Source organism: Shewanella frigidimarina NCIMB 400 (genome assembly GCF_000014705.1).
Lineage (GTDB): Bacteria > Pseudomonadota > Gammaproteobacteria > Enterobacterales > Shewanellaceae > Shewanella > Shewanella frigidimarina.
Genome location: NC_008345.1, coordinates 4,029,910 through 4,052,291, shown reverse-complemented (window position 1 = coordinate 4,052,291; position 22,382 = coordinate 4,029,910). Strand labels below are relative to the sequence as shown.

Sequence of the window (22,382 nt, the reverse complement as noted above, 5' to 3'; positions counted from 1 at the left end):
TTTAACCATCACGTCAAAACAAGATATTGTGTAAAAACAGATTGTGTTAAGGCTGATGGTGTTAAAACTGATTGCGCAAAACAAATTGCCTCAAATCAATGAGTGTTGAAATGTAATCATTAAAAAAGGTGCCTAGGCACCTTTTTTGTTATCTAACTTATATCAATAGCGGCATAAATTAGAAATGATACTGCGCAATAATTGAATAGGTATTTTGGTCGATACCCGCAACACCGTATTTACTTTGCCAGTAATCATATTCAAAACCCACTAACAGTTTGTTTTGTTTGTGATCACCAAACAATGTTTTACCTAAGTCATACTTTATTTGTGGATTGATGTGCAGGTTTTCGTCGTAGCCGTTGTTGTCGGCAGAGAATACCCAATCAATAAAACCATCAAAAATAATATTGGCATTGCCCACTGGCATGTCGATTCTAAATACTGGCGTAAACTGCCAACCATCACTGATATTACCACTGCTTATTGCATCACGACGGTAAGTGTTCAGTTGTAAGTAGCTAAAAAATGGCACGTCAAGGTCCACACCAATACCATAAAGCATGCTGTTAACTGGGCCTTCGCCTTCTTCGTAAGTTAACGCTAAAGAGACATCTTTTATCGCACCAAAGCTCACTTGTTGGCCCAATATTTTGCTAGCACTAAAGCGCGGAGATATTTCGCCATAAGTCGTGCTATCAACACCGTTATTATTACCATTGAAATTAATAAAATCCTGGAATGCAAACCAATCACCATACTTCCAACCACCGGCTGTTTCTAAGGTGATGGTAGTTTGTCTTTCTGATGGTGCTAAGTCATAGTTTTCGCCATGCAAGACAGTTGCGCTAACATCCCACCATTGGACTATATCGTCAGCAAAAACATTTTGTGAGAGTACAAGTGTGGCTAAAAGGCAGATTTTTTTCATTTTTCTTCCGGTTAGTAAAATGATCAGATACGTCAATTTTGACAGTTTAAAGGTAAGTTTTATAGCGATCGAGGCTAAATCTGTGACCTATTATTCCCAATCGTGCACAATGGGGCGCAATATATTCAATATTTTGAAAGAGCACAATTAAAACCGACTAGAATGTACAGATTTCATTGTTTTCATCATCAATATAATCTTATGGCAGGTATTAACACTGCTAGTGTGATGCAACGCATAAAGTGTTTGATTGGCGCTGTTATCTAATTTTAACGAATATCACTATGGTGATAAATAAGACGTCACTTTGCAGCAATATAGGTTTTGATAGGAATACTCATTATTAGCGATACACATTCTTGCGGTAATGGTAAGTTGATGAATTGTTTGTCCCGTTTACTGTTCGTAACAACGCTTTGACATAATATGTCGCAATAATAAATAAAGCTGTTATAGTGAATTTACGGACATTCTCATTTATGGGGGAGAATATGGAGCTTTCAAATCCGATTGCAGTCTGGCTAGTGCTTGGGCTGTTATTGATGATCTCGGAGATTATCATTCCGGGTGGTATCGTTATTTTATTAGGTGCGGCTTGCGTTATTGTCGCATCAGCACAAGCTGTTGGCATTATTGATGGCTTGGTACAAAGTCTGACATTATGGTTTATGGCTTCAATGGTGTTATTACTGAGTTTTCGTCATGTGACCCAGCGTTTAGTGGGCGGCGATTCTCATGTCGACAATACTGATGAAGAGGCGGATCTCTATAATCAAGTCGCTATCGTTAAACAAGCCATTGGCCCTGGTCAAAAAACCGGTCGAATTAGCTGTTTGGGTACTGATTGGACTGCTTTAGGTGATGGTACTGTGATAAAAAAAGGCACCAAAGTCAGGATCATTTGTCGGGATAATATAGCTTTTGTTGTTGAACCGATTATTGATTCTGTATAGCGATTTAGTTGATAAGCTTTTGTTGCCGTGAGTTGTTACTGTGAGTTGAGGTTATCGAGTACTTAAGTGTAATAAATTCAGTTTATTATGATATGAATATTGTGTCGTAATTGTAGTTTCGCAATTATTGTTTTGTAAATATTGTGTCGAAGTTGTCGTGTTGCGATTGTCGTTAAGTGTTATCTAGGAAAGTCAGATTAAAAGGGAGTAGATATGTTTGTGTTAACAATCGTTTTTTTATTTGTAATGTTTATTTTGTTCAAACTCATGTTAATTGTGCCAATGCGTGAAGTGCATGTTATTGAGCGTTTGGGTAAGTTTCGTACCGTGCTAGAGCCAGGGTTTCATTTTCTTGTCCCTTTTGTCGATCGGGTTGCTTATCGCCACGACACTCGTGAAGAAGTATTAGATGTGCCACCGCAAAGCTGTATTTCAAAAGATAACACCCAATTGGAAGTTGACGGTTTAGTTTACCTTAAGGTGATGGACGGCAAGCTTGCCAGCTATGGTATTGAAAATTATCGCCGTGCAGCGGTTAACTTAGCGCAAACAACCATGCGTTCTGAAATTGGTAAGCTAACTTTGTCGCAAACGTTTTCTGAGCGTGACAGTTTGAATGAATCCATTGTGCGTGAAATTGATAAAGCCTCAGATCCTTGGGGGATCAAAGTATTACGTTATGAGATTAAAAATATCTCGCCTTCAATGAAGGTTATTCACACCCTTGAAAAACAAATGGAAGCAGAACGCCGTAAGCGTGCTGAAATCACGTTAGCGAATGCTGAAAAAGCTGCAATGATCAATATGTCGCAAGGTGAACGTCAAGAAGCGATTAATTTATCTGAAGGTCAAAAACAAAAGCGTATTAACGAGGCTTTAGGTACAGGGCAAGAAATTTCCATTATTGCTAACGCGAAAGCTGAAGGCATGGAAATGATCTGCAAAGCCTTAACAGTAAATGGCGGCGATGACGCTATGAACATGTTACTTAAAGAACAGTTTATTGGCCAAGTGGGCAAAATTTTATCTGAAGCTCAAGTTTCTGTTGTGCCAGCGGAAATGGCCAAGCTAGAAGGCTTTTTTGAAGGTATGGAGCAAGTGACTCATGCCGTATCAAACTCATCAGCAAAAGGAGCACGCTAATGTTGATTAACGGAATTGATACTGATTTGATTGTGATGGCTATCTGGGGCGTTATTTTTGCCATTTTTGTACTGAAATTATTCCAGTCTATTTGTCTTGTACCGACCAAGTCGGCTTACATTGTTGAGCGTTTAGGCAAGTATCACAGCACCTTAGATGCAGGCTTCCATGCACTGATCCCCTTCCTTGATAAAGTGGCTTATATCCACGACTTAAAAGAAGAAACTATTGATGTACCGCCACAAGAATGTTTCTCGAGTGATGAAGTTAATGTTGAAGTGGATGGGGTGATTTATATTTCGGTTACCGATCCCGTTAAAGCAAGTTATGGTATTACCGATTACCGTTATGCTGCTATTCAACTCGCTCAAACTACTACACGTTCTGTGATTGGTACCTTAGATTTAGATCGTACTTTTGAAGAACGTGATGTGATATCAGCCAAAGTGGTTGAAGTTCTCGACGAAGCTGGCTCTATGTGGGGCATTCGAGTGCATCGTTACGAGATTAAAAATATTACCCCACCAGAAACAGTTAAAAATGCCATGGAAATGCAGGTGAATGCCGAGCGTGAACGTCGGGCATTATTAGCCAAAAGTGAAGGTGATAAGCAGAGTAAAATTAATCGTTCAGAAGGTGTGATGGCAGAAACCATTAACCGCTCTGAAGGTGAAATGCAGCGCCGCATTAATGAGGCCGAAGGTAAAGCGCAAGAAATTCTCACTTTAGCGAAAGCAACTGCAGAGTCGATAGAACGATTAGCGGTGGTTATTTCATCTGAAGGCGGACAAAGTGCATTACGTATGCAGCTTGGTGAGCAATATATGAAGCAGTTAGATGGTTTAAGCAAACCTGATAGCCGTATTGTGTTACCGGGTAATCTAGTTAATTTTGAATACTGGATGCAAAGTATTGGCTTAAAAGACGATAAGAAATAATCGTTAACACTGCTATGTTCGCCACCACGTGACGAACATTACAATAAAAAAGGTTAGCGACTTCGCTAACCTTTTTTATTGTTTTTACCGCCACCGTCTATTTAAATTATACCTTTACCGCGGCAGTCTGTTTTAATTATGCTTTTACCGCTTTTACCGCTTTTATCGCTTTAACAGGGAACCATCTCCCGAAGTAAGTGTTCGCAAAAGGCCTTTGCTACAGGCGATTGAGGACTTTTGGTAGAATAGGCCAAGCTGATGTCGGCAAAGCCAATGCTGTGTTGCGGCAGAACATTGATTAATCGTCCCTGATTTACCGCCTCGTGAGCAATAACATGAGGTAATAAAGCGATACCCGCCCCAGCTAAACATAAGTGATATAACGAGTTAAAGTCGCTGCAGATAACTTTATAATGTGTTGGTACGTTTGCGTGCTGAAAATGCCAGGTCTGCTCTAGTTGCCCATGTGCATCTCTAAAACCTAGTAATGAATGATATTGTAAGTCATCGGTATTTTCGATCAGTGATGACTTTTCTAGGTAACTGGGGCTAGCATAAATTTTACGCTCAAAAGTCGTCAGTTTGTGTACAGCAATGTTGGCGCCGTTAACTTCACCTACATCAATAATCAAGTCGAGCCCTAAACGATTGAGCTCTTTACTGCCACCAGACACAATTAACACCTCTAATTGGACTTGCGGATACGCATGAATGAAGTGAGCAATATATTCATCCATCAACTTGTCGACGAAAGGCAATAAACCAATGCGTAAATTACCTTGTACTTCATCATGGCGATGTTTAAACACATATCCGGCATGATTTAATTGATTCACCAGTGGTTCGATTTGAGCAAGATATTGTCGACCGGCAGAGGTTAAGGCCATGACTCTAGTTGTGCGAGTAAATAATGGTGCCCCGAGCTGTTTTTCTATTTCTCCAATACGGCGACTGACTAATGCTCTGCGAGTATCAAAAGATTTTGCAGCTTTCGAAAAACTGCCTAACTTTGCTACAGCAATGAATAGCTCTAAATCTTTGATATTCAATATGGCAACCTATACAGCAAAAACTGTGGGTAATAAATCCATTTTAATGGGCTTTTTAGTATTAATGGCATTGAACATATCGATCATAAACCGACATATTAACCGAACAGACTCGCCACAAAAATAACAAACGTAATCTTGTTTCTTTAGTCATGAATTTGAGTGTTTAATTGACTAATAGGCCAATTACTTAACGCTAACATTAATTAATTGTTTATTTTATATAGTAATTTTCGCTTACAGCTTTGTCAATTTAGGTGTGTTTTCGCGGTTAGAGCATCACAAGTAAGTGATTTTAGTGACTTTGATATTAATGTCGTCAATGGACTCACTCTGTTACCTAAGGTGATAGCTGGCATAAAATAGCTGAAGTATTGCACGCCATTATCTCGCTATTTAAGATATAATGCCTCGCAGATTTCTGGGAGGAAAAATGGACGTATCATCATTATTAGACGGCCTAAACGATAAACAGCGTGAGGCAGTCGGCGCGCCACTTTCAAATATGTTGGTGTTAGCGGGTGCCGGCAGTGGTAAAACCCGTGTATTAACCCATCGTATTGCGTGGTTAATGCAAGTTGAACAACAAAGTCCATATTCTATTTTGGCAGTCACCTTTACCAACAAAGCCGCGGCAGAAATGCGTGAACGGGTGGAAAAGGTTGTGGGCACTAACATGGGTAGGATGTGGATCGGTACCTTCCATGGTTTAGCGCATCGGTTATTGCGAACCCATTATCAAGACGCCAATTTACCGCAAAGTTTCCAGATTATCGATTCTGACGATCAGTTACGCTTACTTAAACGTATTCTAAAAAGCCTTAATTTAGACGAGAAGCAATATCCTCCTCGTCAGGCCCAAGGTTATATTAATGGCAAAAAAGACCAAGGATTACGTCCAAAGCATATCGATGCGGGCGGCTTTCCGATTGAACAGAATTTACTGAATATTTATAAGGTTTACCAAGAGTCTTGCGATCGTGCAGGTTTGGTCGACTTTGCCGAAATCTTATTACGAGCTCATGAATTATGGCTCAATAAGCCGCATTTATTGGCACATTATCAAGAACGCTTCCGTCATATTTTAGTCGATGAGTTTCAAGATACTAACGCGATTCAATATGCATGGATCCGTGTGTTAGCCGGTAATACCGCCAATGTGATGATTGTCGGTGATGACGATCAATCTATTTACGGTTGGCGTGGCGCACAAATTGAAAACTTACATCGTTTCTTAAAAGATTTTTCAGGCGCAACCACCATTCGTTTAGAACAAAATTATCGTTCAACAGCGAATATTTTGAATGCGTCTAACGCTGTGATTGCCAATAACCCAGATCGTTTGGGCAAAGAGTTATGGACCGAAGATAAAGATGGTGAACCCATTTCGGTTTATTGCGCCTTTAATGAAATGGATGAAGCCAAATTCATTGTTGGACGCATTAGCGACTGGCATGAAAAGGGCGGTAGTTTGAGCGAATGTGCCATTTTATATCGTTCAAATGCGCAATCGCGAGTATTAGAAGAAGCCTTTTTACACAAAGGGTTAGCGTATCGTATTTACGGTGGTCTGCGCTTCTTCGAACGACAAGAAATTAAAGATGCTATGGGCTATATGCGTCTGATTAATAACCAAAATGATGATGCAGCATTCGAGCGTGTGGTGAATACACCAGCTCGTGGTATCGGCGATCGTACTTTGGATATTATACGCTCAACCGCCAGACAGCATGAACTGACTCTGTGGCAAGCTTGCGTGAGTTTAATCGAAGAAAAAGTCCTTGCTGGTCGTGCCGCTAATGCCATCAATGGCTTTATGGAACTGATTATTGCGATGCGAACTGATACGGCAGATATGTTGCTGTACCGGATGGCTGATGATGTGATTGATCGTTCAGGCTTGCGTACCATGTACGAGGCCGAAAAAGGCGAGAAAGCTCAAGCGCGAATTGAAAACTTAAACGAGCTGGTTACTGCTGCGCGCAGTTTTGAAATGCCTGAAGAACTTGAAGACATGGGCGAACTTAATGCCTTTTTGTCTCATGCAGCATTAGAAGCTGGCGAAGGTCAGGCTGATGCCTTTACCGATGCCGTGCAGTTAATGACATTGCATTCAGCCAAAGGGCTTGAGTTCCCAATGGTGTTTATGGCTGGCGTTGAAGAAGGATTATTCCCGAGTAAGATGGCACTAGATGAAGGCGATCGTTTAGATGAAGAGCGCCGTTTGTGTTATGTCGGTATGACCCGTGCTATGCAAAAACTGTACATCAGTTATGCTGAGTCTCGTCGTATTTATGGCCGTGAAGATTATGCTAGCCCATCACGGTTTATTAACGAAATTCCCGAAAAGTTTGTTGAGCAAATCCGTATACGTGCTCAGGTTAAGCCGTCAGTTAGTCAGCGTTTTCCTGCGAAGGCTACGGTTGCCACTAAAAAACCTCATGGTTTTAACGACACCGGTCATAAAGTGGGTTCTAAAGTGAAGCACTTTAAGTTTGGTGAAGGTGTTGTCACTAGTTTTGAAGGTTCTGGTGAAAAAGGACGTGTGCAGGTTGAGTTTGTTGATTTCGGTAGTAAATGGCTGTTGGTGTCGTTAGCCAAATTAGAGCGTTGTTAATGTGTTTCGCTTGCTAAATCATGGAGAGATGACACCAATGTCATTGCAAGATAAGCTTCGTGCTTATGCACGATTAATGCGGATTGATAGGCCTATTGGCACCTTGCTGCTGCTATGGCCGTGTTTAATGGCACTGGTGTTAGCGGCTCAAGGGCTGCCAGATATTAAGGTGCTGTTAATCTTTATTGTTGGCGTGGTGATTATGCGCGCCAATGGCTGCATTATTAATGACTTTGCCGATCGTAAACTAGATGCTCATGTAGAGCGTACGAGTATGCGACCGTTGGTGTCGGGGGAAGTGTCTGTTAAAGAGGCTCTGACTCTATTTACCCTCTTAGGTTTGGCTGCGTTTTGCTTGGTATTATGGCTTAATCCACTGGTAGTGCAGTTATCTGTGGTGGGGATTATTTTAACGGTGATGTACCCGTTTATGAAACGGGTGACCAACATGCCACAAATGTTTTTGGGCATTGTGTGGAGTTGGTCAATTCCAATGGCTTATGCCGCTCAACTTGGTGAAGTGCCTGTTGAAGCGTGGTGGTTATTTATGGCCAATTGGTGTTGGACGGTTGCGTACGACACCATGTATGCCATCGTCGACCGTGACGATGACTTAAAAGTCGGCATTAAATCAACGGCTATTTTATTCGGTCGCTTTGATCGACAAATTATCGGTGTGTTTCAACTTGCTGCATTAGGGTGTTTTGTAATGGCTGGGCTGGTGGCCGACCGTGGGGTTATTTATGGCTTGGGCATTATCAGCTTTATTGGTTTTGCCGTGTATCAGCAACGATTAATTTTTGGTCGTGAACGTGCACCATGTTTTAAAGCCTTTTTAAATAATAACTGGGCCGGAATGGTATTGTTTATTGCACTTGCGCTGGATTATATGATTTAACGTTTGTGGTTTATTACCATAGGGCAGGGATGCATGAAAACAATTTATAGGTTAATCGGCACGATAATGTGTTGTGGGTTATCTCTAGCCATTGCGTCAGCTAACAATGATGCTGTACTGACTGACTTAACAAGCAACGCTGTCGATGTGCATTCCACCGCTGCAGTAGTCAATATTCCTCGTACCCGTCAATTTGTGCTTAAAGATGGCGATCGCCACTATCAAGTGATGATCAAATTACCAAAAGATTACCGCAACAATATTACTCATCATTACCCTGTAATCTATATGACTGACTCCATGTATAGCTTGCAAGTAGTGTCTGGTGCGACGCGATTTCCAATGAACAGCAACTTGATGCAGCAAGCTATTTTAGTCGCCATAGGCTATCAGAGGCCAAGCAAAGGTTCGGCGAGTCGGATCCGCGACTATACCCCAAGTCACGATGCGAGTTGGAAACTACCCACTGGCGAGGCCAAGCGACACGTTGCTTATATCAGTCAGGTTGTTATGCCCTTCGTTGAAAAAAACTATCGGGTCGATACCCAACAAAACACCTTTGTGGGTAATTCGCTAGGTGGGTTAATGGGTGCTTATATTTTATTAGAACAGCCAAAGTTATTTAATTATTACGTATTGGGCAGTCCATCTCTGTGGTTTGACAATAAACAATTATTGCAGCAGTTTGCTCAGCGTTTTAGTCAAACACCAGCAATATCTGCCAAGGTGTTTATTGGCATTGGCGAATTAGAAAAACCACCTTATACCGATAATCATCATATGGTGGCTGATGCGCAGGCTTTTTTTAAACTCCTCCAATCCCATCCATCGGCGCAATCTGGTGACTTAGCACTCAAGCTGCTGCTTATCCCTGAGGCCGATCATTCTATGGCTTTTCCTACCACCGCCATTCATGGTTTAACTTGGCTGTTTAAGCGCAACTTATCTTGATACCCATTTTCGGCAATTTTTAGTAACAATTTTTGCGTCAATCAATAGCAGTGAAACTAATGTTTGCTGATATGTTAACAACTTGTATCTTCACGTTTATATTCACAATAATATGCGTGGGTTAATAACATATACAGGGATAAGTATTCAATGAGAGCCACGGTAAAGTATCGGTTAGCCTTTTTAGCCTTAATGGTGTTGAGCTTTGTGATAGGCGTTCAGTGGACACCAGAGTCGTTAACAAGCGACGCTGACAAGTGGTCGTTATACCTTATTTGTGTATTGTATTTTGTGTTACTGCCACTGAGCTACTGGTATTGCATTATTAAAATGGGTGGTCAGAAACTGTGGAAATTGATAGTTATTTTCAGTTTAAGCAGCTTAGTTGCTCGGTTAAGTTTTCCTGCCGAAGTCGCGCACTATTTTGAGTTTATTGCTTGGTTACGCTATCCGATTATTGCGGTGCTGTTGGTCATTGAATTGTATTTGGTGGTGAGTGTTGTTCGTGGCTTGATTAAGGTGCGAAAGCTTAAGGGCGATCCTAGAGTCGGGGCGGTAGAAACGTATCGAGATGGCGATGAAAAAAGCTTAACTATCGCACTTATCATGGCCAGTGAGGCGACTAACTGGTTTTATTCAATCCCTTGGTTTTCACGTCATCATCCGGCGGCCATCGCCAATATTAACCTCATTAGTGCAACGCGCTGGCATGTGTGGCTTATGCTAATGGGTTGCATCGCTGCATCTTGTGGCAGTTATTTATTACTGGTTTCATGGAGCGAGTGGGTGGCGATAATTGTCTCGAGCATTATTGCCTATACCTTAATGTCTATCGTGGCTAACCATCGGCTATCACGTTATTATTCTTTGTATTTAATCAGAGATAACTTAGTGATCAATAATTCATTATGGGGATTTATGGTAGTGAACATTGCCGATATTGCCGATATTGCTAGTGCCGCTGATCAACAATCAACTGAATTAAATAAAGATGAGCCAGAAACCATTATGATTGGCCGTGGGCAGAGTAATGTCACTATCACCCTAAACCGTCCGGTTATTTATCATGGTGGTATGGGCCAGTTACCCGAACCCATGAAAACGGTGCATTTGAGTGTGGACAATCCACAGCAGTTAATTCAGGCGCTTAATAACAAAGTCTCTGTGGCAGTGTAATAATAAAAAATTCCATAAAAAATGCGCTGATAAAAGCGCATTTTTTATGGGTAATTGTTCTATTCTAATTTCATTGAACACTTAATTTTGCTTTGTAGTTAATTTAGTTATTAAATATTGCAATTGTCGGCCCTTTTTTCGCTGCCTCAGAATATCTACCATTATATGCGTTTAGTGCAGGGCTACTACATTTAATCAAATACATCTGAGCTACTTCACTTCCTTTAGGCAACTCAATAGTCCATGGTGATTGATTAACTATTTCTAATGTAATGAAACCTTCAAATCCTGGTTCAATTTGGCCATCATTGCATGTTGCTGAAACAAATAATCTTGCTAAAGTCCCCTTAGTTTGAACTAATCCGAAATAATCTAATGGTAATTTATATTTATGTTTGCTGCATGCTATTATTTGTTCTCCAGGTTTTAAAATTACATTTTGATTAATAGTTTCTTTATCAGAAAAGAAAGAGCTTGGATTAGGCGTTATACCATAAACAATAGATTCTCCTATCTTAACTGGCTTATAGTAAGTGTTTCCCAATACTATTTTTAAAGAAAAATCATCTATTAAAATTTTTTCACATACTTCAAATTGACATGTAAGTTGTTCTAGATTTTTCTCAATGACCATCATTTCGGTCTTCTCCTGTAGAATATGAAGATTCTATCTCTGAGTGACTATTAGCATTCAAGTTCTAGGCACTATAGGTAAAATTTCTTTATTTAATTTTTTTAATCTTAGTTCTATTTCAGAGTTTATTTTTGAGTCGATATTTTTGTTGTTATTTTCTAAAATATCTTTGTAGTAGAGTATATATGTTGAACCAAGTAGCAGCATGGGGCCAATAATAGATGTGACTATCCAACCAATAAGAGTGAGTCTATTATAATTACACCACTTTAAAGCTTTATTAAAGGTGGATTCAGGACTTATAGATATACTGCTAGACTTATAGGTCTTATCATGTACTTTTGTTGATTCAGTTGAAAAAAATATGACAGATCCTATTTTGTCACCTTTATTAATATTTACTTTTTGGGCTGTTGTATTATACATCCTAAGCTTCAACTTCCCGATAAATGCAGGTTCAACTTTTGCTGAGGCAATTAGAACTCCTTGAGACAGAAACATACTTCCTGTAGGTACCACAATGCCATATTTGTTGTGAGGAACATATATGTCTTCATTTACTTCTACTACAATAGAACCATGTTTAGGGATACTAATACATTCAGAAATTTCAATTAGTCCTTGATTTTTCAAAGAGTAACTATTATTCCAACCTGAACCTAAAGTCAGTTCCAAAGAATACTCTTCTATATTATCTTCACTTGCATTGGTATATATGAAACTACTATTTGATAAAGAGTGAGCATCAAAATATGCTTCTGAATTAGTAGTCCGCCCTTTGACTTGTAAAACGGTCATTAGATTTGCTCCTCATCAAATGGTTGTACCAAACGGCCACCCTGCCATTGACCCTTATATAAGTTCACTGCTCCTGAAACTGATGTCAGAATAGTATGTGCAAAACGCGCACCTTGTTCAATTTCAAAATCCTCAAGACGTGTATTCGTTAATGCGAAGGTCATTGGTCCAATATAACCAGAAGGTAATACACTTGATTGAAACAATACGCCACTTCGAAATAATGTACTTCGGGGGTAAAAAAGCGCAGCCATATCTTGCGGTAGTTCAAACTCTTCACATGTTACTGCAAGGTATGTACTATTTGATTTAAGCTTAATATACCCATTACTATCCCAAAGAATCGATTCTGCACTTGGAGTGCGACGAGTATCAATTCTTAAACTACCAGAGCCTGATTCAATTACAGACAAAGATGCTATTCGCAGATCAAAACCTACTCCCTCCGGTGCGTTTAACTCCCGCTCTGATAGATTTCTAATAATATTGCCCTTTCTAATTTCTTCAAGTAACGACTTTGGTGAGTAAATCAATGATAATCTCCTTATATACATTGTTAATGTAAACTACTAATTTAACTGTTTAGCTATTCTAAACTTTGGATGCTCTCGTAACTAGAGAAACATTTAAGTATAAGCTTTATTAATAAAAGTATGGCTCAATGCACGAGTAACATCTATAACCCGCACATATATGTTACATTTTTGTATTGTGAACTTTGGTAAAAAGGTGAATAAGAGCAATTAACAAATCAAAAATGGTTCTCGTAAGAAGAGGACCATAAAAAAACCGGCAAGATAGCCGGTTTTAATGGTTTTATTGAAAGAGATTATTTGATAAATGCGAAGGCATCACCATATAAATGGGCTTCTTCAATACCTAGCTCGCGAAACAACTCACGTGCAGCTCCTACCATATCAAAGCGACCCGCAATATAGATGTCGTAACCGTTTAAGCTAACAAAGTCCTGCTTTATTTGTTCGAGCAGATTAGCTTTTTTACCTTCCCAATTACCGTCAGCAAGTTCTACTACTGGAATAAACTCTAACCACGAATGATCAGCATGCCATTGACGAGCGATGTCTTGATAGTACATGGCTTCTTCGTTACGGCAACCCCAATACAATTTAGTATTAATGGTTTCGCCGTTAGCAATCTGTGCTTCAACGATACTTTTTATGTATGAGAAACCCGTGCCGCCCGCAATTAAAATACGTGGTCTGTGGCTATCGCTGCGTAAAAATGCGTCGCCAGCGGGTGCTTCAATATCAATATGTGTCGCTGTTTGTAGGCGTTCAACAACTTGCATTGGATAACTTTCGCTAACCGCGGCACCAATATGCAATTCAATTAACGCTGCATTAGGCGCGGAAGCGATAGAAAAAGGACGTTTGTCTTTTTCACCCATGACCACAGTTAGGTATTGACCAGCCTTAAAATCAAAGGCTGCTTCGGGTTTAAGGAACACTTGGTATACAGCGTCATTAAACGGGGTGACTTTTTCAATCTGACAACGAATGGTTTTCATCTAACGTCCTTTAAACCCTTTTATAATTTTTTTATCAACGAGTTAATTATAGCTATTTACGTCCTGTTCGGATCACTGTAGTTACAATGTTGGCATATCCTGTATGCCGAGATCATCCCAAATTTGGTCAATTCTCTGTTTTGTCTTTTCATCCATCACGATAGGGGTTCCCCATTCTCGCGTGGTTTCACCAGGCCATTTGTTAGTGGCATCTAAACCCATCTTAGATCCTAAACCGGCAACGGGTGAGGCAAAATCAAGATAATCAATCGGAGTATTATCTACCATCATGGTATCGCGAATAGGATCCATTCGTGTAGTAATAGCCCAAATAACATCTTGCCAATCACGGCAATTGACATCGTCATCAACGACAACGATAAATTTGGTATACATAAACTGGCGCAAGAACGACCACGCCCCCATCATGACACGCTTAGCATGGCCGGGATATTGCTTACGGATTGAAATCACAGCCATGCGGTATGAACAACCTTCAGGCGGCAGGTAAAAATCAATAATTTCTGGATACTGCTTACGTAAAATAGGTACAAATACTTCGTTCAATGCCACGCCTAACATGGCCGGTTCATCAGGTGGACGCCCGGTATAGGTACTATGGTAAATGGCATCTTTACGGTGAGTAATGTGAGTCACGGTAAATACTGGGAATGAGTCGGTTTCGTTATAGTAGCCAGTATGATCGCCGTATGGACCTTCTACTGCTGTCTCTTCAGGGTCAATATAACCTTCAAGAATAATCTCGCTGGTGGCTGGCACTTCAAGATCGCAGCTAATGGCTTTACAGACTTCAGTTCGTTCGCCGCGCAGTAAACCTGCAAAGGCATATTCACTCATGGAGTCTGGCACAGGAGTGACAGCACCTAAAATGGTCACTGGATCGCTACCTAATGCCACTACGACAGGATAACGCTCTCCAGGATGGAGCTGTTTAAAGTCTTTAAAATCTAAAGCGCCGCCACGATGATCAAGCCAGCGCATAATCAGCTTGTTTTTACTTAATAACTGTTGACGATAAATACCTAAATTTTGTCTTTTCTGACGCGGCCCTTTGGTGATAGTGAGTCCCCAAGTCACTAATGGGGCGACATCTCCAGGCCAGCAATGTTGGATTGGCAACGAGGTTAAGTCGACTTCATCACCAGTTTTTACCACTTGCTGACAAGGCGGATTACGCACTGTTTTAGGCGGCATATTTAATGCTTGCTTATACATGGGGATTTTGGCGATGGCATCTTTAAAGCCTGTAGGTGGCTCGGGTTCTTTTAAAAATGCTAATAACTCACCGACTTCTCGCAAAGCCAAAGGATCGTCTTTACCCAATGCCATAGCAACACGTTTAGGCGTACCAAATAAGTTAACCAGTACTGGCATTGTATGATTGGTCGGATTTTCAAATAACAGTGCGGGGCCTCCAGATCGTAAAACACGATCGGCGATCTCTGTCATTTCTAAATGAGGGTCAACAGGGTAGCTAATGCGCTTTAACTCGCCATTTTTTTCCAAATGATCGATGAAGCTGCGTAAATCTTTAAAACTCATGTTTACCGCCTGTAAATCAAATCCAAACCAATATGCCGCGCACTATAGCATTTTTCTAATATAGGGTTAATACCAATCCATATAAATTGGTATTGGTCAGCGGCTTTCAATACTGGTTAGGTTGCATAATAGTTCTTTGCATTTGAGAGTAACTATCTGAATGTCAATTAATAATTTCATCAGGTAGCTACCTACCTAAGGCTATTGTGTCACGCCATTAACTGCCACTGATTATTAACGAATGATTTTGAAAGGCTGTAAGCGTTAATACCAATATTATAATCACATCAATTCAGGAGGCATCACTTGATAATTTATCGAGTGAATGAAATTATTTAAGTTGTTTGATTATTGGAGTGAATGATGGTTCTTGGTGTTAATAATAATTGAGTGGGCCTATTATTTCAGAGTCATAACGGATATCGACTTTAACTAGACTTAGCGTAAACTGATGGATGTCGATAATGTGCTGGAGGTGATGTATGCCGATTAATAAATTCCCTGTGTTGCTATGCTCTTTTGGGAGTGGCGTTTGTTTATTATGCAGCTTGACGGTTTCTGTGCAGGCGAAAGTGCCATTGGATATTGCTCTAGGCAATAGAGTGTCGCATTCGGTAGGTTATCAACATGAAGGTCGACGTCATTCTTCGCATTACCGTGATCCATGGCGCTGGGGATTGGGTTGGAATAGCGTATGGGGACCGAGTATCGGGTTTAGTCGATATAATGGTTATGGCAGTCGATATTACAATCGATATGACAATCGCTGGGGTATAGATGAGTATCGTCGCAGTAACGATAATTTTTATCCTTATCGAACAGTTAATGTGGCACCAATCCAAAGCTATCAAGTCGTTGAACCTATAGTGATATCTGCGCCGCAGCGAACTACCACCCAAGTTCAATATGCTTCTGGGTTAAGTCGTTTACCTGAAAATGCCAAAGTGATTCAGCGCGCAAACGGTACCGTTTATGAATGGCAAGGAGTTGAATATTATTTTGACTGGAACACTCAAACCTATGAGGTTGCCAAAGTAGAGACTCCATAGCTGCCTGCATAGAAACAATACTCAATGCTATGGTCTGCTTTAGCCTGGTACATAGCGGTATCGGCTGCAGTGATGAGTTCTCGGCTATTTAAACCATGTTCTGGCAGTACACTAATTCCGATACTGGCGCCAACTTCTAAAGTATGCTTCCCAATAATGATCGGTTGCTTAATATTGGTTAATAGCTGGTTTATTTTATGTTCTATATTGATTGGTTCAGGGAGCATATCAAGCCAAACGATAAATTCATCGCCGCCGAGTCTGCCCACTATATCGGTAGCGCGTAGACTGTTAACCAAACGTTTTGCAATGGTCATGATCACTTCATCACCAATGCTATGGCCAAGAGTGTCGTTAATATTTTTAAATTTATTAAGGTCAATAAATAATAGTGCTGCTTGATTATCTCCACGTAAATCCCTTGCTATAGCAGTATCAATTTGTTTTATGAATGCGCGACGGTTATAAATACCGGTTAATTCATCATGTTCAGCTAAGAAAATGAGTTGGTCTTGTTGTTCAATTAATTTGCGGGTTTGGCTGTCTACTTCTTGCTTTAATTCATCCTTTTTAACGGTAATTTGAGCAAGTGATAGTTTCATTCTATTGAAGTTTTGGGCGAGCGCAGATAACTCATCGGTATCACTGAAATTAATTTGACTCTTTAGGTCTCCAGCAGCAAGTGCTTCCATGCCTTGGTTGAGTGAGGCTAACCCTTTCTTAAAACGAATGAGCGTCATAAAAGACCATGCGGTAACCATAATCGCTAATATTAATAGCACCACTCCCACAAGAAATAATAACGTTTGTTGTTTTTGTTTCGCTTGTTTAATCGATAATTGATGAAGATTAAACATTTCTTCGGTCATTTCTTCAATAACCATGCTGTATTTTGCTTTAAATAATCGTTCAGCAGTGAGGGTTGATGACACATCTACTTGTTTACTATGGAAGCTATTTTGAGTATTAATAAGTGCTCTAATATTGGTATTCAGTCTATTCAGGTTTCCAATAATGAGTTTTTGTTGCGTAGCCCATTGAATGTCTTCTGAGAGGTTTTTAGCCAGCTCAGCTTGGCGTGTATTTAACTCAGATAACCCTTGGTCGTCTGTATACTCTTGGTAAAGCCACAGTTGACTACGTAAACTATCAATGCTGATTTGTAACTTCATTGAGTAATTGAGTTGGCGGTATATTTGTTGTTGATAATAGTGAACTTGTATCAATGACAAGCCGACAATCAATGTAAGCAGTGAACACAGTATAGCGGTGAGTTTTAGGCGCTTAGATAACATCATAAATTACCACCCAGCCTCTAAACTGATGAACTTTTCAAACAATTTTCGATCAAAAATCAGCCTGAAATCAATACTGTTATCTTCAGAGACTAATTTATTATCAATTGCCCATTGGCTTTGAGTTTGGATGTTAGAAAAGAGTGCATTACTGAGTGATAAACGAAAACTATAGTCATTCCAAGAATAACTGAGTTGGGATGGATCGATATCCAACACACGGCTAATTTTTGTTTGAGCAAGCTCTGGATGTGTATGAATATAATCTGTTGCGTCATTAATTGATTTGAGTAGCGCTAACTTTTCTGTAGTTGATAGCCTGGTCTCTTTAAGCTCGATTAAGTTGAACGATAAGTGGTATAGACCGCGACTGCTGATGACGTTGGTATTTACGTGGACTTTTTGCGTTAACAAATAACTTAAGGGTTCCCAAGCTGAAATAATATCAACCTCATTATTTAATAACGCTGGAATAAGCTGCTCAGCAGTTAAATATATTCGTTCGATTGGTTGCTGAGTTTTGTTATACATAATCAATAAACTATCTAAGAAAAACTCGCTGGCACTGTCTTTTACAATGCCTATGCGTGCGTGGGCTAGATTATCCAGTTGTTGATACTTTTGTGGTGTTAAGCTAAGTAGTTTTAGATCATTATCTGATTCGACAAAACTGGCTAGTACTGAAAAGTTTGTCTGTTTAAAGCTATTAAACATGACCACCGTTTCTGATGCAGTGGCAAGATCAACTTGTTTATTCTTAAGGGCGTCAAAGCATTTCACTCCGCTGTCGAATCTCACTAGCTCAACATTAAGCCCATTTGCTCTAAAGTAACCTTGTTGTTGTGCAATAAAAAAAGGTGCTGAAAGTGGTGTGCCAGATACCGCAATTTTAATGGGGTCTTTTAGGGCTGAAGCATTAAGTGATTTGCTTGTGCCAAGGTCACAACTGGCAATGCCGATTAGCATGAAAGCCAAGATAAACATGTTCAACACTTTGATCATAAAGACACTTCAATAAGGAGTTAATAAGGTTAAGTGTAGCGAATGTATTTTTTTTTGATGTGAAATTTTAGCGAGTAAAAGAATTTTTTAATAATATCAATCAATAGCGTTAGTACTAAGGTATGAGTGATGACGTTAATTTATGTATAATGAGCAATAGAAAAATCAAGTTTATATTTTGTTTGTTCTTTAATTTCAATATCTTATATTTTCTTTGAACAGTCTGTGTCACTTTCGAATATTCAATATGCGGGGATATATCTCTGTTAATATATTTTCTGCTTGTTGAAACCTTAATTGGTTAATCGATTGTGTTAATAATTCAATATGTTGTGGCGCTATGAGGTTAAGTGTTTTTGCTATTTGAGCAAATGTATTAATGGCATTCATATTATAGTGACTAACTTCTTCCATTAGCGTGTCATATATCATAATAAATTCGTTATTCACTGCTAATATCGGCATGTCCTTTTGGCTGTTTGATGCTTGTAAGTCCTTTTCTAGCAAGGGGATCAGCATTATCGCCAGCTCTTTATTCGTGCTTAATGTCGCCAGTAATATCTCATGAAATTGGCTAAATTCTGTAGGAGAGTAGTGTGCTAGTTTAATTTCATGGTTTCGTGCGTAGCAGGCTAATTCGGTGAACCCTAAAGTAGCAGCAGAACTTTTTAGTGTATGCAACATAGGTGCAAAATCAGCAGGAATGCTTGGCGAAGCCATGGTTTGCTGGATGTACAAGGTTAAGTCATTAATAAACAGCTGAACAGACTTGAAATAGGTGGACTTATTACCACTAAAACGATTAACAGCCTGGCGATATTCAAGCTGATGCTCTGCACAAAATAGTGTGATATGTCGTTCAGTATTACTCATGTTCATTGCAAACTCATCTAATTAGTCTACCTATTTTACCTATGAGTGTTTCAGCAGCCTCTCAATAACGATAACCCTTTTGTCTATCTGAATATTGTCGCGCTAGTATGTAGGCAGATATTAAGATGCACGTTGGATACATGCAGTCCAAATATATTCCTTTACGCAACAGTGTACCATTTTTGTGTTTATGTCGTTTTTACGTATTCATATCTTTTATGATCAAGTACATTTGGTATCGACTGAGTTAGCATAATGTACTTATTATGTGGTTTTTTTTCATTAAATTAAGCTAGTGGGTTACGTTGCTGCCTATTATTGATAGATGTAAAAAAATTAAGCTATTATAAATGTATGTTGGTTGCAGATAACCTTAAGATTAAATGGATGTTATCTAGCTGAAAATAAGGGAGTTATTTTTCTATGTTGTTATCGGGTTTAACCAATACTGTTTATAAAATTCTGATTATTGACGATAATATTCAAAATATATTCATGCTGGAAGATATTTTGTCGCCTCTTGGCAATATCTTTTTTTCAGAGTCTGGCACTAATGCACTCGCGTTAGTGGATAAAATTAAGCCTGATGTCATTTTACTCGATATTGAGATGCCTGACATGGATGGATGGGAAGTGTGTCGTACACTCAAAGCTAATCCATTATTTAGCGATATTCCAATTATTTTTATTACCGGCCACACAGAACCTGAATTTGAAAGGTTAGCGCTAGAAAGTGGTGGAGTCGATTTTATTACTAAACCTTTTAACGCTTCTATATGTTGCTTAAGGGTTCATACACAACTTAAATTTAGACAGCAAAATCAACTGATTATTAAAGCTAAAGAAGAGTTACAACAATTAGTTAATCAAGTCCCTATGCTTATTACTTATTGGGATGATTTAGGTCAAAATTTATTTAGTAATGACAACACTGGTTTATGGTTTGATAGCTTGGTCGGTGATGTTAAAAACAAGCATATTTCGACTATTTTTCCTGAAGCGCTCAGCAATGCAATTTTAAATCATCACCGTCATATTACCTCAGATGCATTAAAGTACATTGTCACCGTCCCTCAAAGTGTTGGTTTGAGTTTTTATGAAGTCTTTCAGTCCAAAATGAAATCAAGTGCTGGAGTCGATGGCTACTTGGTTACTGTTGTTGACGTCTCTGAAGTAAAGCATGCAAAGCAGGCGCTGTACTCTGAAAAGGAGCGTCTTCGAGTAACACTCAATTCTATTGGTGATGCTGTTATTGCGACTGACACAAGAGGGCTTATTACTTTTATGAACCCAATTGCGGAGCGCATGACAGGTTGGCGGTTAAAAGATGCATTACATCAAAAAATTGAAGATGTTATGCATTTGAAAGATTCTGATACTCAGCAGCCATTATTGAACCCGTTATATTTAGCTCTTCGCGAGCAGCGCATTGTGGCAATGGCGCTAAACAGCCTACTTACTTCACGTGGAGGGCATGTTTTTTATGTGGAGGATTCAGCCGCTCCAATCCGTAACGAAAATGGTGAAATGATTGGCGCCATTATGGTGTTTCATGATGTGAGTGAAGCGATGGCGATGGCGATGAAAATGAGCCATTTAGCCAACCATGATCAGTTAACTGATTTACCTAATCGGATATTACTTCAAGATAGGTTAAGCGTCGCGTGTTCTACAGCAAGATCCTATGGCACCAAAGCTGCTGCACTATTAATCGATATTGATCATTTTAAATTCCTTAATGATTCCTTAGGCCACCAATATGGTGATGAGCTCATTTGTATGATGGCAAGACGACTCCGCTCGTTAATACCTGCATCGTATACATTGGCGAGATTAGGTGGTGACGAATTTGTGATTTTAATGAGCGAGACTCGCTCTGTTGAGGCTTCTTCGCAATTAGCATCTACATTAGTTGAAGCGATGCATGAACCTTTTGTTCTTGATAATCAGAAGTTTAATGTGTCGATAAGTATTGGTGTTAGTGTGTTCCCAAATGATGCTGTAGATGCCGAGGAATTAATGAGACACGCGGACGTGGCAATGTACCGTGCCAAACAGGAAGGCCGAAATCGCTTCTGCTTTTTCTCGCATGATTTAGAAAGTTCGCTTATGGAGCGCCATCATTTAGAGACTCGCTTAAGAAAAGCATTAATTAATGATGAACTTTTTGTGCATTATCAACCTAAAATTGATTTACAGACAAACATTATTATTGGTGCTGAGGCTCTCGTTAGACTGGCCAATGATGAGGGTGAGCTTATCTCTCCCGCAGAGTTTATTCCATTAGCGGAAGAGTCCGGTTTAATTATTATGCTAGGTAAACAAGTGCTTAATAAGGCTTGTGCTGAAGCTAAACGTTGGTTAGAAATGGGCCATACGATTCCTATCTCGGTGAATGTGGCCGCGGCACAGTTTGCTGATCCCGACTTAGCCGGTATGATCAAGAAAGCACTATTGGACCATAATTTACCGGCGCATTTACTTGAATTGGAAATTACCGAAACTGCATTGATGATTGATGCAGCGGACATGCAAAACAAGTTGAGTGAGTTAATATCATTAGGGATTAAGATTGCTATTGACGATTTTGGTACTGGTTATTCCAGCTTGGCCTATTTGAAAAAGTTTAATGTTGATGTCATGAAAATTGATATGTCGTTTGTGAAAGACATGCTCAACAATAAGCACGATTATGAAATTGTGAAGACGATTATTTCATTGGGCAAATCGATGGGGTTAGTGCTAATTGCCGAAGGTGTTGAAACTAAAGAGCAAAGCCACGCATTAGTTGAATTGGGATGTTTTATGGGCCAAGGTTATTTGTTTAGTCGCCCACTCAATAGTACAGATTTTGAAGCCTTCATATCGCAGAGCAGCAAATGTGTTAAAGGTATCAATTCCGTCGATGAATAAGCGGTGGCTTATGCCAGTTAAGCTTGAGCTGTTTTTGAGTGAATAGAAATGAAAAAGCCCCATTGCATCCT

19 protein-coding genes are annotated in these 22,382 nt (G+C 39.6%); 9 read left to right on the top strand and 10 right to left on the bottom strand.

The genetic code is table 11. From position 1 onward, the window contains the following. Positions 1-178: 178 nt before the first annotated feature. Positions 179-931, bottom strand: a complete 753-nt coding sequence (locus tag SFRI_RS17540) for an outer membrane protein OmpK (RefSeq protein ID WP_011638839.1) — start codon at positions 929-931, stop codon at positions 179-181. 491 nt (positions 932-1,422) lie between these two features. Between SFRI_RS17540 and SFRI_RS17535 the strand changes: the two genes are divergently transcribed. The 3 genes from SFRI_RS17535 (at position 1,423) to SFRI_RS17525 (ending at position 3,965) form a co-directional block, all read left to right on the top strand. Then, entirely contained in the window at positions 1,423-1,884 is a 462-nt protein-coding gene (locus SFRI_RS17535; protein WP_011638838.1) for an NfeD family protein, read from the top strand. A 213-nt stretch (positions 1,885-2,097) separates the two neighbouring features. Then, entirely contained in the window at positions 2,098-3,027 is a 930-nt protein-coding gene (locus SFRI_RS17530; protein WP_011638837.1) for an SPFH domain-containing protein, read from the top strand. Next, a complete protein-coding gene (locus tag SFRI_RS17525; protein WP_011638836.1) occupies positions 3,027-3,965 on the top strand; it encodes an SPFH domain-containing protein in 939 nt (312 codons plus the stop codon). The genes SFRI_RS17530 and SFRI_RS17525 overlap by 1 nt, the downstream gene beginning before the upstream one ends. A gap of 170 nt (positions 3,966-4,135) precedes the next feature. Here SFRI_RS17525 and SFRI_RS17520 read toward each other — a convergent pair whose 3' ends face one another. After that, positions 4,136-5,014, bottom strand: coding sequence for a LysR family transcriptional regulator (locus SFRI_RS17520; RefSeq protein ID WP_011638835.1), 879 nt, complete (start codon positions 5,012-5,014; stop codon positions 4,136-4,138). A gap of 433 nt (positions 5,015-5,447) precedes the next feature. Between SFRI_RS17520 and uvrD the strand changes: the two genes are divergently transcribed. The 4 genes from uvrD (at position 5,448) to SFRI_RS17500 (ending at position 10,656) form a co-directional block, all read left to right on the top strand. Further along, positions 5,448-7,631, top strand: coding sequence for a DNA helicase II (gene uvrD, locus SFRI_RS17515; protein ID WP_011638834.1), 2,184 nt, complete (start codon positions 5,448-5,450; stop codon positions 7,629-7,631). Positions 7,632-7,668: 37 nt separating this feature from the next. Next, on the top strand, positions 7,669-8,529 hold the full coding sequence (gene ubiA, locus SFRI_RS17510) for a 4-hydroxybenzoate octaprenyltransferase (protein WP_011638833.1): 861 nt from the start codon (positions 7,669-7,671) through the stop codon (positions 8,527-8,529). Between the two features lie 33 nt (positions 8,530-8,562). Continuing rightward, positions 8,563-9,480 (top strand): alpha/beta hydrolase, encoded by a 918-nt coding sequence (locus SFRI_RS17505; protein WP_011638832.1) that lies wholly within the window; start codon positions 8,563-8,565, stop codon positions 9,478-9,480. 150 nt (positions 9,481-9,630) lie between these two features. Further along, positions 9,631-10,656 carry a hypothetical protein gene (locus SFRI_RS17500; RefSeq protein WP_011638831.1) on the top strand — a complete coding sequence of 342 codons (1,026 nt, stop codon included), beginning with the start codon at positions 9,631-9,633 and terminating at the stop codon, positions 10,654-10,656. A gap of 103 nt (positions 10,657-10,759) precedes the next feature. Here the strand turns inward: SFRI_RS17500 and SFRI_RS17495 are convergent, their stop codons facing one another. The 5 genes from SFRI_RS17495 to ubiD form a co-directional block, all read right to left on the bottom strand. After that, a complete protein-coding gene (locus SFRI_RS17495; protein WP_011638830.1) occupies positions 10,760-11,293 on the bottom strand; it encodes a dCTP deaminase in 534 nt (177 codons plus the stop codon). Between the two features lie 54 nt (positions 11,294-11,347). Then, positions 11,348-12,088, bottom strand: coding sequence for a dCTP deaminase domain-containing protein (locus SFRI_RS17490; protein ID WP_011638829.1), 741 nt, complete (start codon positions 12,086-12,088; stop codon positions 11,348-11,350). Continuing rightward, the gene (locus SFRI_RS17485) at positions 12,088-12,621 is read right to left on the bottom strand and encodes a dCTP deaminase (protein ID WP_041413210.1); all 534 of its coding nucleotides are present in this window, start codon (positions 12,619-12,621) and stop codon (positions 12,088-12,090) included. The genes SFRI_RS17490 and SFRI_RS17485 overlap by 1 nt, the downstream gene beginning before the upstream one ends. A gap of 296 nt (positions 12,622-12,917) precedes the next feature. Beyond that, positions 12,918-13,616, bottom strand: coding sequence for an NAD(P)H-flavin reductase (gene fre, locus SFRI_RS17480; protein WP_011638827.1), 699 nt, complete (start codon positions 13,614-13,616; stop codon positions 12,918-12,920). Positions 13,617-13,697: 81 nt separating this feature from the next. Next, positions 13,698-15,179 (bottom strand): 4-hydroxy-3-polyprenylbenzoate decarboxylase, encoded by a 1,482-nt coding sequence (gene ubiD, locus SFRI_RS17475; RefSeq protein ID WP_011638826.1) that lies wholly within the window; start codon positions 15,177-15,179, stop codon positions 13,698-13,700. 482 nt (positions 15,180-15,661) lie between these two features. Here ubiD and SFRI_RS17470 point away from each other — a divergent pair, with 482 nt between their 5' ends. Next, positions 15,662-16,228, top strand: a complete 567-nt coding sequence (locus SFRI_RS17470; protein WP_011638825.1) for a hypothetical protein — start codon at positions 15,662-15,664, stop codon at positions 16,226-16,228. Here the strand turns inward: SFRI_RS17470 and SFRI_RS17465 are convergent. The 3 genes from SFRI_RS17465 to SFRI_RS17455 form a co-directional block, all read right to left on the bottom strand. Beyond that, complete coding sequence (locus SFRI_RS17465; protein WP_011638824.1) at positions 16,198-17,526, bottom strand: diguanylate cyclase domain-containing protein; 1,329 nt, start codon at positions 17,524-17,526, stop codon at positions 16,198-16,200. The genes SFRI_RS17470 and SFRI_RS17465 overlap by 31 nt on opposite strands. 3 nt (positions 17,527-17,529) lie before the next feature. After that, positions 17,530-18,525, bottom strand: coding sequence for an ABC transporter substrate-binding protein (locus SFRI_RS17460; protein ID WP_011638823.1), 996 nt, complete (start codon positions 18,523-18,525; stop codon positions 17,530-17,532). Positions 18,526-18,753: 228 nt separating this feature from the next. After that, on the bottom strand, positions 18,754-19,404 hold the full coding sequence (locus tag SFRI_RS17455) for a hypothetical protein (protein WP_011638822.1): 651 nt from the start codon (positions 19,402-19,404) through the stop codon (positions 18,754-18,756). Between the two features lie 417 nt (positions 19,405-19,821). On the opposite strand from SFRI_RS17455, the gene SFRI_RS17450 reads away from it, so the two are divergent. After that, positions 19,822-22,311 carry an EAL domain-containing protein gene (locus SFRI_RS17450; RefSeq protein ID WP_011638821.1) on the top strand — a complete coding sequence of 830 codons (2,490 nt, stop codon included), beginning with the start codon at positions 19,822-19,824 and terminating at the stop codon, positions 22,309-22,311. The last annotated feature ends 71 nt before the right edge of the window (positions 22,312-22,382 follow it).

What these genes read in the sequence shown, in the direction of transcription:
- fre (WP_011638827.1), bottom strand. Translation starts at nt 13,616, where the DNA reads ATGAAAACCATTCGTTGTCAGATTGAAAAAGTCACCCCGTTTAATGAC.
- SFRI_RS17460 (WP_011638823.1), bottom strand. Translation starts at nt 18,525, where the DNA reads ATGATCAAAGTGTTGAACATGTTTATCTTGGCTTTCATGCTAATCGGC.
- SFRI_RS17505 (WP_011638832.1), top strand. Translation starts at nt 8,563, where the DNA reads ATGAAAACAATTTATAGGTTAATCGGCACGATAATGTGTTGTGGGTTA.
- SFRI_RS17490 (WP_011638829.1), bottom strand. Translation starts at nt 12,088, where the DNA reads ATGACCGTTTTACAAGTCAAAGGGCGGACTACTAATTCAGAAGCATAT.
- ubiD (WP_011638826.1), bottom strand. Translation starts at nt 15,179, where the DNA reads ATGAGTTTTAAAGATTTACGCAGCTTCATCGATCATTTGGAAAAAAAT.
- SFRI_RS17535 (WP_011638838.1), top strand. Translation starts at nt 1,423, where the DNA reads ATGGAGCTTTCAAATCCGATTGCAGTCTGGCTAGTGCTTGGGCTGTTA.
- SFRI_RS17500 (WP_011638831.1), top strand. Translation starts at nt 9,631, where the DNA reads ATGAGAGCCACGGTAAAGTATCGGTTAGCCTTTTTAGCCTTAATGGTG.
- SFRI_RS17530 (WP_011638837.1), top strand. Translation starts at nt 2,098, where the DNA reads ATGTTTGTGTTAACAATCGTTTTTTTATTTGTAATGTTTATTTTGTTC.
- SFRI_RS17470 (WP_011638825.1), top strand. Translation starts at nt 15,662, where the DNA reads ATGCCGATTAATAAATTCCCTGTGTTGCTATGCTCTTTTGGGAGTGGC.
- SFRI_RS17540 (WP_011638839.1), bottom strand. Translation starts at nt 931, where the DNA reads ATGAAAAAAATCTGCCTTTTAGCCACACTTGTACTCTCACAAAATGTT.
- SFRI_RS17455 (WP_011638822.1), bottom strand. Translation starts at nt 19,404, where the DNA reads ATGAACATGAGTAATACTGAACGACATATCACACTATTTTGTGCAGAG.
- ubiA (WP_011638833.1), top strand. Translation starts at nt 7,669, where the DNA reads ATGTCATTGCAAGATAAGCTTCGTGCTTATGCACGATTAATGCGGATT.
- SFRI_RS17525 (WP_011638836.1), top strand. Translation starts at nt 3,027, where the DNA reads ATGTTGATTAACGGAATTGATACTGATTTGATTGTGATGGCTATCTGG.
- SFRI_RS17495 (WP_011638830.1), bottom strand. Translation starts at nt 11,293, where the DNA reads ATGATGGTCATTGAGAAAAATCTAGAACAACTTACATGTCAATTTGAA.
- SFRI_RS17465 (WP_011638824.1), bottom strand. Translation starts at nt 17,526, where the DNA reads ATGATGTTATCTAAGCGCCTAAAACTCACCGCTATACTGTGTTCACTG.
- uvrD (WP_011638834.1), top strand. Translation starts at nt 5,448, where the DNA reads ATGGACGTATCATCATTATTAGACGGCCTAAACGATAAACAGCGTGAG.
- SFRI_RS17450 (WP_011638821.1), top strand. Translation starts at nt 19,822, where the DNA reads ATGTTGTTATCGGGTTTAACCAATACTGTTTATAAAATTCTGATTATT.